The sequence below is a fragment of the Actinomadura sp. SCN-SB genome (genome assembly GCF_043906805.1).
Taxonomy (GTDB): domain Bacteria; phylum Actinomycetota; class Actinomycetes; order Streptosporangiales; family Streptosporangiaceae; genus Spirillospora.
Genome location: NZ_JBIMPP010000006.1, coordinates 1 through 15,745, shown reverse-complemented (window position 1 = coordinate 15,745; position 15,745 = coordinate 1). Strand labels below are relative to the sequence as shown.

The following is a 15,745-nucleotide window of genomic DNA, read 5'->3' as shown; positions in this document are numbered from 1 at the left end:
AGCCGGCCGGCTTTTCGGGGATGCCTTAATCCTCCCCTGCACCCACCCTGAAAACCGTGACGTCGTCCTGCCTGGAGCCCGAAATGCCCGTTCTGAACCCGTCCATCCGGCCGGTTCCGCTCTCCCCGACACTTGCGATCAATGAGGCGATCGCCCGTAGAAGACGCGACGGGATGCCCGCGCTCGCCCTCGGCTTCGGCGAGGCCGGCATCCCGGTCCACCCCTCGCTCACCCGGGAACTGTCCGCCGCCGCCGGACGCGGCGGCTACGGCCCGGTCGCGGGCTCGGCCGCCCTGCGCGCGGCGGCGGCCGGATACTGGACGCGCCGCGGCCTGCCCACCGACCCCGGCCTGGTGCTCTGCGGGCCGGGCAGCAAGCCGCTGCTGTACGCGCTGATGACCGCCATCGGGGGCGAGATCGCCATTCCCACCCCGAGCTGGGTCTCCTACGCCGCCCAGGCGTCCCTCACGGGCGCCGGCGCGGTCCCGGTGGCCACCGCCCCGGGCGAGGGCGGCGTGCCCAGCCCCGCGCTCCTGGCCGACGCCGTCGTGCGCGCCAGGGCCGCGGGACGCAGGATCCGTGCCGTGGTGGTGACGCTGCCCGACAACCCGACCGGGACCCTGGCGCCGGAGGCGACGGTCCGGCGGCTGTGCGCGGTCGCCCGCCAGCACGATCTGGTGATCATCTCCGATGAGATCTACCGGGACCTGATGCACGACCCGGGCCGCCCGGTGCCGAGCCCCGCCGCGTACGCGCCCGAGCGGACGGTGGTCACGACCGGGCTGAGCAAAAGCCTGGCCGCGGGCGGCTGGCGGCTGGGCGTCGCCAGGATGCCCGACGGGCCGTTCGGGCCCGCGCTGCGCGACGCCGTCCTGGGCATCGCCAGCGAGATCTGGTCGGCGGCGCCCGCGCCCGTGCAGCACGCCGCCGCCTACGCCTTCGGCGAGCCCGACGAGCTGGTGGAGCACATCGACCGCAGCCGCCGCCTGCACGCCGCCGTCACCGCCGCCGTCGCGGACCGGTTCGCCGAGGCCGGGGCGCGCGTGCGGCGTCCCGAGGCGGCCTTCTACGCCTACCCCGACTTCGACCCGCTGCGCGCGCACCTGCGCGAGGCCCACGGCGTCACCACGGGGGCGGAACTGACCACGCTGCTTTTGGAACGTTACGGAATGGGCGTCCTGCCGGCGTCCGCGTTCGGCGAGCCGGGCGACGCGTTGCGCATGCGGGTGGCCACGAGCCTGCTGTACGGGGAGAACGACGAGCAGCGCCGGGCGGCCCTGATGGACCCGGACCCGGCCGCGCTGCCGTGGATCGCCTCGGGACTCGACCGGATCAGCGAGATCCTCGACGACCTCAAGGCCGCATCCGGTCACACGCTCACCACGGCCCTCGCCGGCTGAGCGTTCCCGGGCTCCGGCGGGAACGCGGTCGTACCACATCCGCGCCCATGAATAACGGCAGTTTCCGACTTGTCCATGATTTGGGATAATTGTCGCGAAACGGCGGCGGCCCCGGCCTCATCACGAGGCGGGGGCCGCAGCCATTCCCCGGGCGCCCGGGTCCGGGTCGGGCGCCCGCGAGATCAGGCGATCCCGCCCGCCCCCATGGCCGGGAGGGATCCGTGGACCCGCAGGGAGTCGAACCCTGATCGTCTGCGTGCAAGACAGATGTGTTCCCGTTACACCACAAGCCCAGGTCGGAAGATCAGCAGGGGCGGTAGGAGTCGAACCCACTTTCCGCTGGTTTTGGAGACCAGCCGCCTAACCGGTGGCTCACCCCTTCGTTATGAAGCCGTTTCGTTATGAAGCCGTACCGCCGGGTCCGCCTTCCGCTTCCCGCGGCCGTCCTTCATCGCCTTCAAGGATGCGACGCCTCATGATCGCCCGCAAAGCATTTTCCCGGCGCCCGCGCCCGTTCACCGCCGGTGTGATCGCGGAGGGGGGCGCGCCGCCGTCCATCCGCGGGCGCGCCTCCGGCGAATCCCTCGGGGGGCCGCGCGCCGGTTCCGCGAGGTTCGCGTGCGGCGGGCCCCACCGGGCGGTCCGTCCCGCTCAGGGCCCCTCTCCTCCCCTTTAGGAGGTGGTGTAAGGTCCAACGTCGCACGGGGCGACGTCCCTGGAGAGAGCGAGTGCGGAGCAACCGGCTTCCCGCGGCTCGTCCCCGTGATAGACCCGGAACAGTACGTCGTCGCGGACCTGGCCGAGGGCGTACACGATCGATGCGAGAAGGCGAGGGGGCCCGCCATGAGGCACGCGCGGGACGGGGCTGCCGCGGCCATGAACGCCGCATCCCGGGTACTCGTGGCCCGGGGCAGGAACGAGCCTCAGGAACTGGAGAACCCGGACGTGGCCTGGGGGCAGCGCGCCCGTGACGGCGTCTGGGTCCCCACCAAGGACGGCCAGCGCATCCACATCGGCATCGACGTCACGGCGGCCGACACCGTCGCGCAGGTGCTGCGGCCCAGCCTCCGGGTCTTCGTGGGCGTGGACGTCGACACCGACATGGTCGCGCAGACCACGGCCAGCGGCGTGCGGCTGCTGACGGTGATCCACGGGCCGGACGCCCCCGCCGAGTTCCGGTTCCCCCTGTCGCTGGCCGACGGGCTGACGCTGGAGGCCATGCCGTCCGGCGGCTACGACGTCGTCCACCAGCGGTACGGCGCCACCGTGGGGCGGCTCTACAACCCGTGGGCGTCGGACTCGATGTACCGGCAGGTCAAGGCCGACTACGTCCTGGAGGGCCAGGTCGTGACGATGCGGATCCAGCACACCGGCGCGTACTATCCCGTGGTCGCCGACCCGCACTACTCCCGCTGATCACATCCCGCTGATCACAGGACGGCGCCCGCCAGATCACGCTTTCGGCGCCCGCGCGGCGGGGGGGCGCCCGGACAGGGCGGGAGCGGCATAAGGTGAAGGTGCGGGCCGCGCGCGCCGGTCACCGGCGGCCCCGGTCCCCGATCTGGAGCCGGAGTTCATCGTGATCTTCACTCATGACACCGAGCACGCCCTCGCCACCGTCGTCGGCCTGATCAACACCTCTCCGGCGGCGTCCGGCGTCGAGGGCCTGGACGGACCGGCGGACCTGCGCGCCTTCCTCGAACGGTTCAGGTTCAGCGATCTCCGCGAGGTGACCGGCAGGGACGTGGAGCAGTTCCGCGAGCAGCGGGACCGGTTCCGCGCGGTGTTCGACGCGCCCGACGTGGCCACCGCGGTCCGGCTGATCAACGAGATCGTCGGGGGCGTGCGCACCACCCCGCACCTGACCGACCACGACGGCTTCGGCTGGCACGTGCACTTCTTCGCCCCCGGCGCGCCGCTGGTGGAGCATCTGGCGGCCGACTGCGGGATGGCCCTGGCCTACGTGGTGACGGCGGGCGAGCTGGACAGGCTGCGCACCTGCGAGGCGCCCGGCTGCTCCCGCGTCCTGGTCGACCTGTCCCGCAACCGCTGCCGCCGCTACTGCGACAGCCGCACCTGCGGCAACCGCATGCACGTGGCCGCCTACCGCGCCCGCCGGCGCGAGGCGGCCCTCTGAGGTCCCGCGTCCGGGATCAGGGCGTGCCCTGGAGGGTTGCGACGGCTTCGAGGGCGCGGCGGGCTCCGGCCACGTCGTGGACGCGGAAGACCCGCGCGCCCAGCCAGGCCGAGACGCCGAGCACGGCCATCGTGCCCACCCCGCGCCGCTCCACCGGCTGGCCCAGGGTCTCCCCGATGAAGTCCTTGTTGGACACGGCGACCAATACCGGCCAGCCGGTGCCGGTCAGCTCGTCCAGCCGCCGGGTGATCTCCAGCGAGTGCCGGGTGTTCTTGCCGAAGTCGTGGGCGGGGTCGATCAGGACGGCGTCCCTGCGCACCCCCAGGGCCACGGCGCGCTCGGCCTCCGCGACCACGTGCTCCAGGACGTCGCCCACCACGTCGGCGTACCCGGCGCGGTGCGGCCGGGTGCGCGGGTCCTGGCGGCCCGCGTGGGCGCACACCAGGCCGATCCCGTGGGACGCGGCGACCTCGGCCAGCCGGGGGTCGGGGCCGCCCCAGGTGTCGTTGAGCAGGTCGGCGCCCGCCTCGGCGACCGCCTCCCCCACCTCGGCCCGCCAGGTGTCCACGCTGATGATCACCTCGGGGTGGGCCCGCCGTACGGCGGCGACCAGGTCCACGACCCGGCGCAGTTCCTCCGCCACGCCGACCTCGTCCCCCGGGCCGGCCTTGACCCCGCCGATGTCGATGATGTCCGCGCCCTCCGCCACCGCGCGGTCCGCCGCGGCCAGGGCCGCGTCGAACCCGAAGGTGGCGCCTCGGTCGAAGAAGGAGTCGGGGGTGCGGTTCACCACCGCCATCACCGCGTATCGTCCCAGGTCGCGGCCGCGCAGCCGCAGCGGGGCGACCTCGCCGGCGGGGCGTCCCGCGGCGGCGCGGGCGGGACGGGGATCAGCGGAACGCATGCGTCGGGCACCTCATGGTGATCACACGGTGGCAGATGAACGCGGGCCGCGCCACACGGCGCACCCCGGCTGATCGTGAACCCGAAACAAATACGGGTCAAACCGCGCCCTCCCTCGTCAGTTCGGACACAGGCTCGCTAACCTCGGAAATCACACCCATCACGGCGCGGGGCCCGGGACGGTCCGGGCGTCTGATCCACCGTCTACCAGCCATGGAGGATGCGCTGTCCAGGCGAGCACTCATCACCGGCATCACCGGGCAGGACGGGTCGTATCTCGCCGAGCATCTGCTCGCCGAGGGATACGAGGTCTGGGGCCTGGTGCGGGGTCAGGCGAACCCGCACGTGTCGCGGCTGCGCAAGCACGTCGGCGACGTGCGGATCACCACCGGGGACCTGCTCGACCAGGGCAGCCTGATCTCGGCGGTGGAGCGGGTCCAGCCCGACGAGGTGTACAACCTGGGCGCGATCTCCTACGTGCCGATGTCCTGGCAGCAGGCCGAACTGACGGCCGAGGTGACCGGGATGGGCGTGCTGCGGGTCCTGGAGGCGATCCGGGTGGTGTCGGGCATCAGCCCGTCCCGCTCGCCCGGCGGCGGCCAGATCAGGTTCTACCAGGCGTCCTCGTCGGAGATGTTCGGCATGGTCAGGGAGACGCCGCAGAACGAGAAGACGCCGTTCCACCCGCGCAGCCCGTACGGGGTCGCCAAGACCTACGGGCACTACATCACGCAGAACTACCGCGAGTCGTACGGGATGTTCGCGGTCAGCGGGATCCTGTTCAACCACGAGTCGCCGCGCCGGGGCGCGGAGTTCGTCACCCGCAAGGTGACGCTGGGCGCGGCCCGCATCAAGCTGGGCATGGCCACCGAGCTGCGGCTGGGCAACATGGACGCCCGGCGCGACTGGGGCTTCGCCGGCGACTACGCCCGCGCGATGCGGCTGATGCTGGCGCAGGCGGCGCCCGAGGACTACGTGATCGGCACCGGCAAGATCCACTCGGTGCGGGAGCTGGTGGAGTTCGCGTTCGGGACGGTGGGCCTGAACTGGGAGGACCATGTCGTCCTCGACGACCGCTACACCCGTCCCGCCGAGGTCGACCTGCTGTGCGCCGACCCGAAGAAGGCCCGCGAGCAGCTGGGCTGGGAGCCGGAGGTCGGCTTCGAGGAGCTGGTGACCATGATGGTCGAGTCGGACGTGCGGCTGCTGTCGGCCTCGGCCCGTCCGGAGGACGAGCCGTTCAGCCCCGACCACTGGTAACGCCCACGCCAAGGGCGGTGAGATTCGGGGCCACGTCAGGAGTGCGCGGCCTCCCACGTGGCACGATGGGCGGTATGGGCACCTGTGAGCATGTGAAGCGGCTACCGGACAGCGATCCGGCGGCACGGACGCCCGAGGGTTGCCAGGAATGCCTGGAGACCGGGGACCGGTGGGTGCACCTACGGCTGTGCCTGACGTGCGGCCATGTCGGCTGCTGTGACTCCTCGCCGAACCGGCACGCCACGGCGCATTTCGAGCAGGAGGGCCACCCGATCGTCCGGTCGTTCGAGCCGGACGAGGACTGGCGGTGGTGCTTCGTCGACGAGCAGATCGTCTGATCGTCGTTCTCCGGGGCCCGCCGTTCTTCGGAGGCCGCCGTTCTTTCAAGGGCCGTCGTCCTTTTGGGGGGGCGCGTCCGTCCGAGTGGCGCCGCCGGCGGCACTCGACGGACGAAACCGGCTTGACGGGCAATTCGACGGTCCTATTCCGGCTATGTCCGGGACCTTGCGGGTTCGTTGGCATACGGTCAGGTCATGAATCTGCGGCAGCTGCGGTATGTCGTGGCGACCGCCGACCACGGCACCATGACGTCGGCGGCCCAGGCGCTCTACGTCGCTCAGCCCGCCCTCTCGCGGGCGGTGCGCGAGCTCGAACGCGAGCTGGGCGTGGAGCTGTTCGCCCGGTCGGGGCGCGGCGTCGTGCTGACCGCGGTCGGCGAGCAGGTGGTGCGGCAGGCACGGGTCGCGCTCGAGGCCGTCGACGCGATCGAGGGGCTGTCGGTGGCGCGCGCCAACGGGCGGGGCGCCGAGCTGCGCATCGCCGCGACCGCGTCGCTGGAGCCGGAGCTGACCGGCGCGCTGATCCCGCGGTTCGCCCGCGACCAGCCCGCCGTACGGGTCCGGGTGATCCGCTGCGAGGGCCGCGAGGCGGTCGCGGTGGCGCTGCGCGCGGGCCGCGCCGATCTGGCCGTGACCGACCTGCCGGTGCCCGGCGACCTGGTCGCGCACCCGTTCGAGCAGCGCGAGGTGGTGCTGATCTCGCCGCCGGGGCTGCGGCTGCGCGAGCCGGTGCCGCCCGCCGCGCTGGACGGCATGCGGCTGGTGCTGCCGGCCCGGGGCAGCGCGCGGCGCGCCGAGATCGACGGGCTGCTGGGCCGTCTGGGCGCCAGGCCGGTGCCGGCGGTGGAGTCCGACGAGCGCGGCTCCTGGCTGGGCTGGGTGCGGGCGGGCATGGGGTCGCTGCTGTGGTACCGCAACCAGCTTGAGGACACCGAGGGCCTGGCGGTCCGCTCGTTCCTGCCGCCCATCACCCGCAAGATCGGCCTGGTGCACGCGCACCGGCAGCTTTCCCCGGTGGCGCGCGACTTCCTGGCCTTCGCCAAGGAGAACATCCGCGAATCGAAGCCGCGCGAGACCAGGCCACGCCAGACCCAGCCCCGCCAGAGCCAGCCGCGCGAATCGAAGCCCCGCGAGACCAGGCCGCGGGAGATCACGTCACGCGACACCAAGGCACGGGCCCCGCGGGCGAGACATGCCGACGCCAGTGACCGGCACGCCTGACATGGCGCGCCCGCAGCCGGGTCACTCCCGTATAGGGATGCCGCCGCGTCTGTTGTGACGCTCGCCCGTGGCCGCGTGTCATGATGCGCCTCGTGAAGGCTACTGAGGCCCTGTGGCTGCTGACGGTGCCGGTGAGCGCGCTGTTGGTGGCGGCGTTCGCGCGCCGGGTCGGCCTGTCGGCTCCGCTGGTGCTGGTGATCGGGGGCCTGGTGCTCTCGTTCCTGCCGGGCGTGCCGCACGTCGAACTCGACCCCCATATCGTCCTGTTCTTCTTCCTGCCTCCGCTCCTGTTCTCGGCCGCGTGGGAGAGCTCCACCATCAACCTGCGGCGGAACAGCTCCTGGATCGTGCTGCTGTCGGTGGGGCTGGTGCTGTTCACCACGCTGGTCATCGGGTACGCGGCGCATCTGATGATCCCCGGGTTGCCGCTGCCGGCGGCGTTCGCGCTGGGCGCGATCGTGGCGCCGCCGGACGCGGTGGCGGCGGTGAGCGTGGCGCGGCGGCTGGGACTCCCGCGCCGGATCGTGACGATCCTGGTCGGCGAGAGCCTGTTCAACGACGCCACCGCGCTGACGGCGCTCCGGTTGGCGGTGGCCGCCGCCGTGGGCGCCGGGTTCACGCTGCTGGACGGGGTCCGGGAGTTCCTGATGGCGGCGGTGCTGGGCACCGTGGTGGGGCTGGCGCTGGGGCCTCCGCTGCACTGGCTGCGTACCCGGTTGCGCGACCCGCTGGTGGAGAACGCGATGGTGCTGGCGGCCCCGTTCGCCGCGTACCTGATCGCCGAGGCGGCGCAGTCCTCCGGCGTGATCGCGGTGGTGGTGAGCGGGCTGTACCTGGGGCACCGGTTCCCCGAGGCGCCCGCCGCGACCCGGCTGATCGGCCACGCCTTCTGGAAAGTGCTGATCTTCGTGCTGGAGTCCGTGGTGTTCCTGCTGATCGGGCTGCAGCTTCCGCTGGTGGTCCAGGGCCTGACGCCCCGGTACGCGTGGACGAGCCTGGCCGTCTGGGCCTCGGCGATCTTCGGCCTGGTGGTGCTGGCCAGGTTCGTCTACGTGTTCGCGGTCACCTCGCTGCGGCTGCGGGTCGCGCGTCTGACGGGGCGCGGGGACCCCGGCCCGGTCCCCCTGGGCGGCCGGGTCGTGGTCGGCTGGGCGGGCATGCGGGGCGTGGTGTCGCTGGCGGCGGCGTTCGCGATCCCGTTCACCGACGAGGCCGGGCGGCCGTTCCCGGCGCGCGAGCTGATCCTGTTCCTGACCTTCACCACGGTGCTGGCGACGCTGCTGGTGCAGGGGCTGACGTTCCCGACGCTGATCCGGAGGCTGGGGGTCGGCAGCGAGCGCGAGCGGTACAGCGACACCGTGTCGGAGGCGGGCGCGCAGCACGCCGCGGCCAACGCGGCGCTGCGGCGGCTGGACGAGCTGCTGGCCGAGGAGGAGGAGCAGCCGGACGAGGCGGTGGTGCAACGGCTGCGGCAGCTGGCCGAGCATCGGCAGCGGTCGGCGTGGGAGCAGCTCGGCGGCGGCACGGCCATGGGCGGGATGGAGACGCCCAGCAGCACCTACCGGCGGCTGCGCCGGGAGATGCTGGCCGCCGAGCGCGGCGTGTTCATCGAGATGCGCAACCAGCGCCGCATCGACGACGAGGTGCTGAACCGCGTCCTGCACGAGCTGGACCTGGAGGAGGCGGCCCTCAACCGTCCCTGACCCGTAGGCCCTGACCGGCGGGCACGGTGGACGACGCGGTGGGGCGCGGCCTTCCGCGCCCCTGCCGCCTCCTCACACGCGCTACTGGCCGTTGAGCCGCTTGTCGGGCAGTTCGACGGCGTAGGACTCCTTGATGACGTCCAGGTGGTGCCAGGACTCGCGCACGGTGGCGCCCGGCACGGCGCGGATGGCGTCCAGGACGGCGACCATCTCGGCGCGGGAGCGCGCCTCGGCCTGGCCGACGATGTCGTACCGTCCGAACCCGGTCGCCAGGTAGCGCACGCCCTCCTGCTCGGCGACGGCCTCGGCGACGCGGTGCAGCCCCCCGGTGACCACCAGCCCGAAGCCGCCGAGCTCGGCCGCGCCGAGGGCGAGCGGGTCGGCCAGGCCGGTCACCTGGATGACGCCCGAGCGCATCAGCCGTACCACCCGGGCGCGCGTGGCGGCCTGGGAGAGGCCGATGATGTGGGCGAGCCGCGTGTAGGGGGCGCGACCGTCGCGCTGCAGCTCCCGCAGCAGCCGCCAGTCGATGTCGTCGAGGGCGATGTCGCCCAGCTCGCGCACCACGGCGTGCGCGTCGCGCACCGTGGACACCGACCGGAACACCTCGGCCGAGCGCACGCCGGGCACGGCGCGGATGGCGTCGACCTCGGCGGCCAGGGACGCGTCGTCGCGGGTGCGCACCTGCGCGACCAGGTCGTGCGGGCCGGCGGTCAGCGCGGTGAAGCTGACCGCGGCGCGCTGGGCGATGGTCGCGGCGACCTCGCGGGCCGACCCGTCCACGGCGACCGAGACGTGCCCGATGGCCTCGGCGCCGACGACCGCGGCGTGCACGATGCCCACGACCCGGACGACCTCGGTCTCGAGAAGGTGCTGCACCCGTGCCCGCACGGCCGTGCGGGACAACCCCACCCGGTCGGCCAGCGCCTGGAACGTCGCCCGGCCATCCCGCTGGAGCTCGCGGACGAGCACTTCGTCGACCGCATCCAGCACGGCTCTCCTCCTCGGCACGCGATTACTCGATTTGCTGACAACTGCAAGATCATTCCATTCCGGCGGGGTGCGTCGTTAAATATTGATCTTGCCCGTGTTCGCCGGGGTCGCGGGCCGTCGAAGCGTCGGCCGACGGCCCCTCCGGCGACGAATGCGGCGCCGGGCGTACCGCCACGGCACCGCAACGTGGCATCGATCGCCGCGCGGGTCCCGGACCGTGGGGCGACGTCACGGTACGGGGCGGGGCTGCGGGGATCGCCGTGCGCGGCCCGGCGCCGGTCAGGCTCGCGACCGGTGCGGGGCCCTATGGCCCCGCGCGGCGCGCCGGGGCACAGGCGGGTGCGGCGCACCGGGTTCACCTGCGTGACCTGCATGCGCTGCTCCCGGTGTTCTGCTGTGACGCCTCCCGCGGGGGGTGGTCTTCCGCGCGAGGCACATGTAAGAAAACTGCATCGCGCACGCAGGATCGTCAAGAGGTAACTTTACTCCGAGAGTAACCTCTCGTTGCACTCAAATCCGTTGCATCCCGGCGGCACCTCTGGTTACGCGCCGGACGCCCGGATCGCTTGCGAAGGGCACCCCGCCGCCACCTCATCGTCACCTCGGGGCAGGGGCCCGGGGGACCCCGGAGTGATCAACCGGCCGGATCCGCGCGGCACACGGCCGGAGCACCCGGAGATATGACGCAGAATGGACGGTGGTCCAACCACTGCGACCCCCCGGACTCTGATCGCGATTGGTGCGTTGTACAGCCGTGCGCCTTCTCAACGGTGAGCGCTCCGCTCACGACCTGACCTACAACGACGTGTTCATGGTCCCCCGCCGCTCGGCGGTCGGATCCCGGCTCGAGGTGGACCTGTCCACCGCCGACGGCAGCGGGACGACGCTGCCGCTGGTGGTGGCCAACATGACCGCGGTGTCCGGCCGCCGGATGGCCGAGACGGTCGCGCGGCGCGGCGCGCTGGCGGTGCTGCCGCAGGACATCCCGGTCGACGTCGTCGCCGACGTGATCGGCTGGGTGAAGCGCCGCCACCTGGTGTACGACACCCCGATCCGGCTGGCCCCCGACGCCACCGCGGGAGAGGCCCTGGCGCTGCTGCCCAAGCGCGCCCACGGCGCCGTCATCGTGGTCGAGGACGAGCGTCCCGTCGGGGTGGTGACCGAGGCGGACTGCAACGGCGTCGACCGGTTCTCCCAGTTGCGCGACATCATGTCCCGCGACCTGGTGACCCTGCCCGACGGCGTCGACCCGCGCGAGGCGTTCGACCGCCTGCACGACCGCGGCCACCGCCTGGCGCCGGTGGTGGACGGCGACGGCCGCCTGACCGGCATCCTCACCCGCACCGGCGCGCTGCGCGCCACCCTCTACTCCCCCGCCGTGGACGACGCGGGACGGCTGCGGGTGGCCGCCGCCGTCGGCGTGAACGGGGACGTGGCGGGCAAGGCCAAGGCGCTGCTGGAGGCCGGGGCCGACCTGATCGTGATCGACACCGCCCACGGCCACCAGGAAAAGATGATCTCCGCGCTGGCGGCGGTGCGCGGCCTGGACCCGGGCGTGCCGCTGGTCGCGGGGAACGTGGTCACCGCCGAGGGCACCCGCGACCTGATCGAGGCGGGCGCCGACATCGTCAAGGTCGGGGTGGGCCCCGGCGCGATGTGCACGACCCGGATGATGACCGGGGTGGGCCGTCCCCAGTTCTCCGCCGTGCTGGAATGCGCGGCCGAGGCGCGCCGCCTGGGCCGCCACGTCTGGGCGGACGGCGGGGTGCGCCACCCCCGCGACGTGGCGCTGGCGCTGGCCGCCGGCGCGTCGAACGTGATGGTCGGCTCCTGGTTCGCCGGCACCTACGAGTCGCCCGGCGACCTGCAGCGGGCCGCCGACGGCAGGCTCTACAAGGAGAGCTTCGGCATGGCCTCGGCCCGCGCCGTCCGGCTGCGCACCGCCGACGACTCCCCCTTCGACCGGGCCCGCAAGGCGCTGTTCGAGGAGGGGATCTCCACGTCCAGGATGTACCTCGACCCCGAGCGGCCCGGCGTGGAGGACCTGATCGACTCCATCGTGGCCGGTCTGCGCAGCGCCTGCACGTACGCGGGCGCGCGGACGCTGGAGGAGTTCCACGACCGCGCCACGATCGGGATCCAGAGCCCGTCGGGCTATGCCGAGGGCATGCCGGTCGCCATCAGCTGGTGATCTTCGGGAGGACACGCCCGTACCCTCCGACATGACCGAATCCCGTGACGAAGGCCGCCACCGCCGCGACGGGGCGCGGTCGTGGCCGCACCGCCCCATGACCGGGCGGATGCGGCACGTCCGGGGACGGTGCCGCGCCCGGCGCCGGGGCCGGGCGTTCCCCGCCAAGATGCGGGGAGATCACCGGCGTGAGGCCGCTCCCCGCTAAGATCGCGGTTAATCGCGTCCTTGGGCGCCGCGGCGGATCGGCCGCCGGGCCGTGCCAGGGGCCGGGACGGGGTTTCCCGGGACGGGCCGCGACGCCTGGACGGGGCCGGAGCCGCGACGAGAGCGGCGCCATCCGCGCCCGGCAGGGCCGACCGCCTGGCAACTCCTCGCCGGTTATGCGCGTCCATAGATGTAGGGCACGCGTGGGGCTCACCGCGCGTTGGGGATCGGAGCGCAGATGGCGAGTCGACGTGCCGGCCGGCGTGACCGGCCCGGTGCCGCCGAGCCCGGTCTCTCCCGAGCGCTGGCCCTCACCCTGGCCTCCGCCCTGGTCTGGGGCGTCGCGCACCTGGCCACGGGGCGCCGGGTGGCCGGCTGGCTGCTGCTGTCCCTCTATCTGCTGCTGGCGGCGGCCGCGGGGGTGGCGGGCGCGGTCTTACGCGCCGATCTGAACGGGCTGATGGACCTGGCGGTGCGGCCGGGGCTGCTCTCGGGCGCCGCGGGCGCGATCCTGCTGCTCGGCCTGGTCTGGGTCACCGTCGTGATCCGCTCGTACCAGCTGCTGCGCCCCAGCTCGCTGTCGCTGGGCGCCGGCACCGCGGGCGCGGTGGCGGTGACCGTCCTGTGCTTCGCCGTGGCCGTCCCCGTTTCCTGGGGCGCCTACAACACCTACCTGGCCCGGGACGCGCTCACCAGCATCTTCCAAGCCGGCGGCGGCGACGGCCGCAAGATCGACGCCAAGGATCCGTGGAACGGCCAGGCCCGGGTCAACGTGCTGCTGCTGGGCGGCGACGCCGCCCGCAACCGGTCCGGCGTGCGCACCGACAGCATGACGCTGGCCAGCATCAACACCCGCACCGGCGACACGGTGCTGCTGAGCCTGCCGCGCAACCTCGAAAGCTTCCCGATGCCGCCGGGCCCGGCCCGCGACCGTTTCCCCTACGGCTTCACCGGCGACGGCGCCGGAACGCCCGGCCTGCTGAACGAGGTGTACCAGTACGCCGAGGACCATCCCGACGTGGTGCCGGGCGCCCGCAAGAACCGGCGCGGCCCCGAGCTGCTCAAGGCCACGATCGGCGGGATACTCGGGCAGCCGGTCGACTACTACATCCTGGTCGACATGTTCGGCTTCGCCGACATCATCGACGCCATGGGCGGCGTCAGGATCAACATCCCCGAGCCGATCCCGTACGGGCTGCGGGGCGACGTGCTGCCCGCCGGCAACCGCGTCCTGAAGGGCAAGGAGGCCCTCTGGTACGGGCGCTCGCGCACCAACAGCGACGACTACACCCGGATGGGACGGCAGAAGTGCCTGCTGGCCGCCATCGCCAAGCAGGCCGACCCGGCGACGGTGCTGACCAGCTTCGACAAGCTGGCCGCCGCCGCCAAGCGGACCATCTCCACCGACATCCCGCAGGAGCTGCTGCCGGCGTTCGTCACCCTGTCGGGCAAGGTCAAGGACGGCGCGAGGATCGACAGCCTGCAGTTCGTCCCGCCGCTGATCCACACCGGCAACCCCGACTTCGCGCTGATCCGCAAGCTGACGGCGCAGGCCATCGCGGAGGAAGGGCGGCCCACCCCGTCCCGCTCGGCCTCCCCGACCCGCGGCCGGACCCCCGGCACGTCCCCCTCGGCCAAGGCGACCAGGCCGCAGAGCAAACCGGTCTCGCTTGAGGCCACCTGCCCCCGCTGACGGGCACCCAGGTGAAGCCCGCGCACCGCGTCCGGCAGGCGGTCAACGTGCTGAACCTGTCGACGCCGCTGGGGTTGCTGCTGGCCGCGGTCGCCACCCGCCCCGAACCCGGCGGCGCCCGCCTGCTGCGCGGTCCGGACGGCCTGCTCGTCGCGGGCGGCTACCGCCTTCCCGTCCCGGCCGCGCCGGTGTTCACCGTCGGCAACGTGATCCTGACCCGCCGGGAGGCGCGGACCCTGCTGGAACGGCCGCGGCTGCTGCGCCACGAGGCCCGCCACTCGACCCAGTACGCCTGGTGCCTCGGCGTGGTCATGATCCCCCTCTACCTGGTGTGCGCGGGCGTGTCGCTGGTGCTGTGCGGCGACTACTCGTCCTACAACCCGTTCGAGCGTCTCGCGGACCTGGAGGACGGCGGCTACACCAAGCGCCCCCTGCGGCGCCCCTGAACGGGGCTTGCCGCGTCAGGGCGGGCGCCGATGTCTTCCCAGGTCCGCGGAGGGGGGATCATGGAGGGGTACGGACTTCTGCCGGTTGAGAGGCGGTGCGGGTGCCCCAGATCCAGGGCTGCGACGCGTTCCGGGTGGCGATGCCGCGGGGCCGCCGCCCCGAGAGCGTCCTGGTGCGGCTGACGGCGCGGGACGACGCCGTGGGCTGGGGCGAGGCCGCGCTGAACGGCTCCGCCGGTGACGGACCGGGCGCCGACGAGGTGTGGGCCGACATCCAGGAGCGGATGGGTCCCGCGCTGATCGGCCTCGACCTGGAACGTCCCGAGGACGTGTCGGCGGCGGCCGACCTGGGCTGCCGCGGCGCGGCCGCCGCGATCGACATGGCCTGCTGGGACCTGTGGTGCCGGGCCAGGGGGCTGCCGCTCGCGCACGCGCTGGGCGGCACCCGCACCTCGATCGTGACCGGCGCCCGGCTCAGCCCCGAGCCGCTGCTGGAGTCGGTGGTGAGCCGCGTCAACCAGGCGGTCGGCGCCGGGCACACACGGGTCACGCTGGACGTGCGTCCCGGCTGGGACATCGAGCCGGTGCGGGAGATCCGCCGGGCGTTCCCCGCCCTGGCCCTGGTCGCCGACGCCGGGCACGCCTACCGCGAGACGCCCGAGCACCTGGCCATCCTGGAGGGCCTGGACGCCTACGGGCTGCTGGCGATCGTCCGCCCGTTCCCCGCCGCCGACCTGGGGGCGCACGCGCGGCTCCAGCGGCAGATCGGCACGGCGGTGGCGCCCGGCATCGGCGATCTGGACACCCTGGACGCGGCGATCTCCCGTGAGGCGGGCCGCATCCTGGACCTGAGCGCCGCCCGCCTCGGCGGGCTCACCGCGGCGCGCAGCGCCCACGACCTTGCGTACGCGGCCGGGTGGGACGTGTGGTGCACCGGCACGGGCGCGTTCGGCATCGCGCAGGCCGCCGCGGTGGCGCTGGCCGCGCTGCCGGGCGTGACGCTGCCGAGCGAGGTGTCCGACCCGGCCGGGGGCCCGGTGTTCGTGTCCCCGCCGGTGCGCTCGTCGGGCGGCGTGGTCGGCGTCCCGTACACCCAGCCGGGCCTCGGCCACGAGATCGACCTGGCCCGGATCGAGCGCCTGGCCAGCCGCCGCCTGCGTATCCCAGCATGAGCGGCGAAGCCGTTCGGGGGGTCTGGGGGACCACCCCCAGGAGCAACACAGCATGAGCGGCGAAGCCGTTCGGGGGGTCTG

Annotated in this window: 13 protein-coding genes and 2 tRNA genes; 11 read left to right on the top strand and 4 right to left on the bottom strand. The window is 73.3% G+C overall.

Going from position 1 to position 15,745, the window contains the following annotated elements; genetic code table 11:
- Positions 1-83 precede the first annotated feature (83 nt).
- The gene (locus tag ACGWYJ_RS05530) at positions 84-1,400 is read left to right on the top strand and encodes a pyridoxal phosphate-dependent aminotransferase (protein WP_395104476.1); all 1,317 of its coding nucleotides are present in this window, start codon (positions 84-86) and stop codon (positions 1,398-1,400) included.
- 222 nt (positions 1,401-1,622) lie between these two features.
- On the opposite strand, the gene ACGWYJ_RS05525 is transcribed toward ACGWYJ_RS05530, so the two are convergent.
- Together ACGWYJ_RS05525 and ACGWYJ_RS05520 are read right to left on the bottom strand one after the other, a co-directional pair.
- Positions 1,623-1,693: transfer RNA gene (locus tag ACGWYJ_RS05525), tRNA-Ala, on the bottom strand.
- Between the two features lie 15 nt (positions 1,694-1,708).
- Positions 1,709-1,780 (bottom strand) — tRNA-Trp (locus tag ACGWYJ_RS05520).
- Between the two features lie 496 nt (positions 1,781-2,276).
- Between ACGWYJ_RS05520 and ACGWYJ_RS05515 the strand changes: the two genes are divergently transcribed.
- Positions 2,277-2,816, top strand: coding sequence for a hypothetical protein (locus ACGWYJ_RS05515; RefSeq protein ID WP_285693367.1), 540 nt, complete (start codon positions 2,277-2,279; stop codon positions 2,814-2,816).
- 163 nt (positions 2,817-2,979) lie between these two features.
- Positions 2,980-3,537 (top strand): CGNR zinc finger domain-containing protein, encoded by a 558-nt coding sequence (locus ACGWYJ_RS05510; RefSeq protein WP_395104475.1) that lies wholly within the window; start codon positions 2,980-2,982, stop codon positions 3,535-3,537.
- Positions 3,538-3,553: 16 nt separating this feature from the next.
- On the opposite strand, the gene folP is transcribed toward ACGWYJ_RS05510, so the two are convergent.
- Positions 3,554-4,441, bottom strand: a complete 888-nt coding sequence (folP, locus tag ACGWYJ_RS05505) for a dihydropteroate synthase (protein WP_395104474.1) — start codon at positions 4,439-4,441, stop codon at positions 3,554-3,556.
- 224 nt (positions 4,442-4,665) lie between these two features.
- Here folP and ACGWYJ_RS05500 point away from each other — a divergent pair, with 224 nt between their 5' ends.
- The 4 genes from ACGWYJ_RS05500 (at position 4,666) to ACGWYJ_RS05485 (ending at position 8,962) form a co-directional block, all read left to right on the top strand.
- On the top strand, positions 4,666-5,700 hold the full coding sequence (locus ACGWYJ_RS05500; RefSeq protein WP_395104623.1) for a GDP-mannose 4,6-dehydratase: 1,035 nt from the start codon (positions 4,666-4,668) through the stop codon (positions 5,698-5,700).
- Positions 5,701-5,774: 74 nt separating this feature from the next.
- Positions 5,775-6,038, top strand: coding sequence for a ubiquitin carboxyl-terminal hydrolase 14 (locus ACGWYJ_RS05495; protein ID WP_285693364.1), 264 nt, complete (start codon positions 5,775-5,777; stop codon positions 6,036-6,038).
- A 195-nt stretch (positions 6,039-6,233) separates the two neighbouring features.
- A complete protein-coding gene (locus ACGWYJ_RS05490) occupies positions 6,234-7,259 on the top strand; it encodes a LysR family transcriptional regulator (RefSeq protein WP_395104473.1) in 1,026 nt (341 codons plus the stop codon).
- A 92-nt stretch (positions 7,260-7,351) separates the two neighbouring features.
- Positions 7,352-8,962: a Na+/H+ antiporter gene (locus tag ACGWYJ_RS05485; protein WP_395104472.1), complete on the top strand. Its 1,611-nt coding sequence runs from the start codon at positions 7,352-7,354 to the stop codon at positions 8,960-8,962.
- Positions 8,963-9,043: 81 nt separating this feature from the next.
- On the opposite strand, the gene ACGWYJ_RS05480 is transcribed toward ACGWYJ_RS05485, so the two are convergent.
- A complete protein-coding gene (locus ACGWYJ_RS05480) occupies positions 9,044-9,955 on the bottom strand; it encodes an Lrp/AsnC family transcriptional regulator (protein ID WP_285693358.1) in 912 nt (303 codons plus the stop codon).
- A 754-nt stretch (positions 9,956-10,709) separates the two neighbouring features.
- Here ACGWYJ_RS05480 and ACGWYJ_RS05475 point away from each other — a divergent pair.
- From ACGWYJ_RS05475 to ACGWYJ_RS05460, 4 genes are all read left to right on the top strand, one after another.
- Positions 10,710-12,146 (top strand): GuaB1 family IMP dehydrogenase-related protein, encoded by a 1,437-nt coding sequence (locus ACGWYJ_RS05475; protein WP_395104471.1) that lies wholly within the window; start codon positions 10,710-10,712, stop codon positions 12,144-12,146.
- A 445-nt stretch (positions 12,147-12,591) separates the two neighbouring features.
- Complete coding sequence (locus ACGWYJ_RS05470; RefSeq protein ID WP_395104470.1) at positions 12,592-14,046, top strand: LCP family protein; 1,455 nt, start codon at positions 12,592-12,594, stop codon at positions 14,044-14,046.
- Positions 14,047-14,057: 11 nt separating this feature from the next.
- Entirely contained in the window at positions 14,058-14,492 is a 435-nt protein-coding gene (locus ACGWYJ_RS05465) for a hypothetical protein (protein ID WP_395104469.1), read from the top strand.
- 101 nt (positions 14,493-14,593) lie between these two features.
- A complete protein-coding gene (locus ACGWYJ_RS05460; RefSeq protein ID WP_395104468.1) occupies positions 14,594-15,664 on the top strand; it encodes an enolase C-terminal domain-like protein in 1,071 nt (356 codons plus the stop codon).
- Positions 15,665-15,745 lie beyond the last annotated feature (81 nt).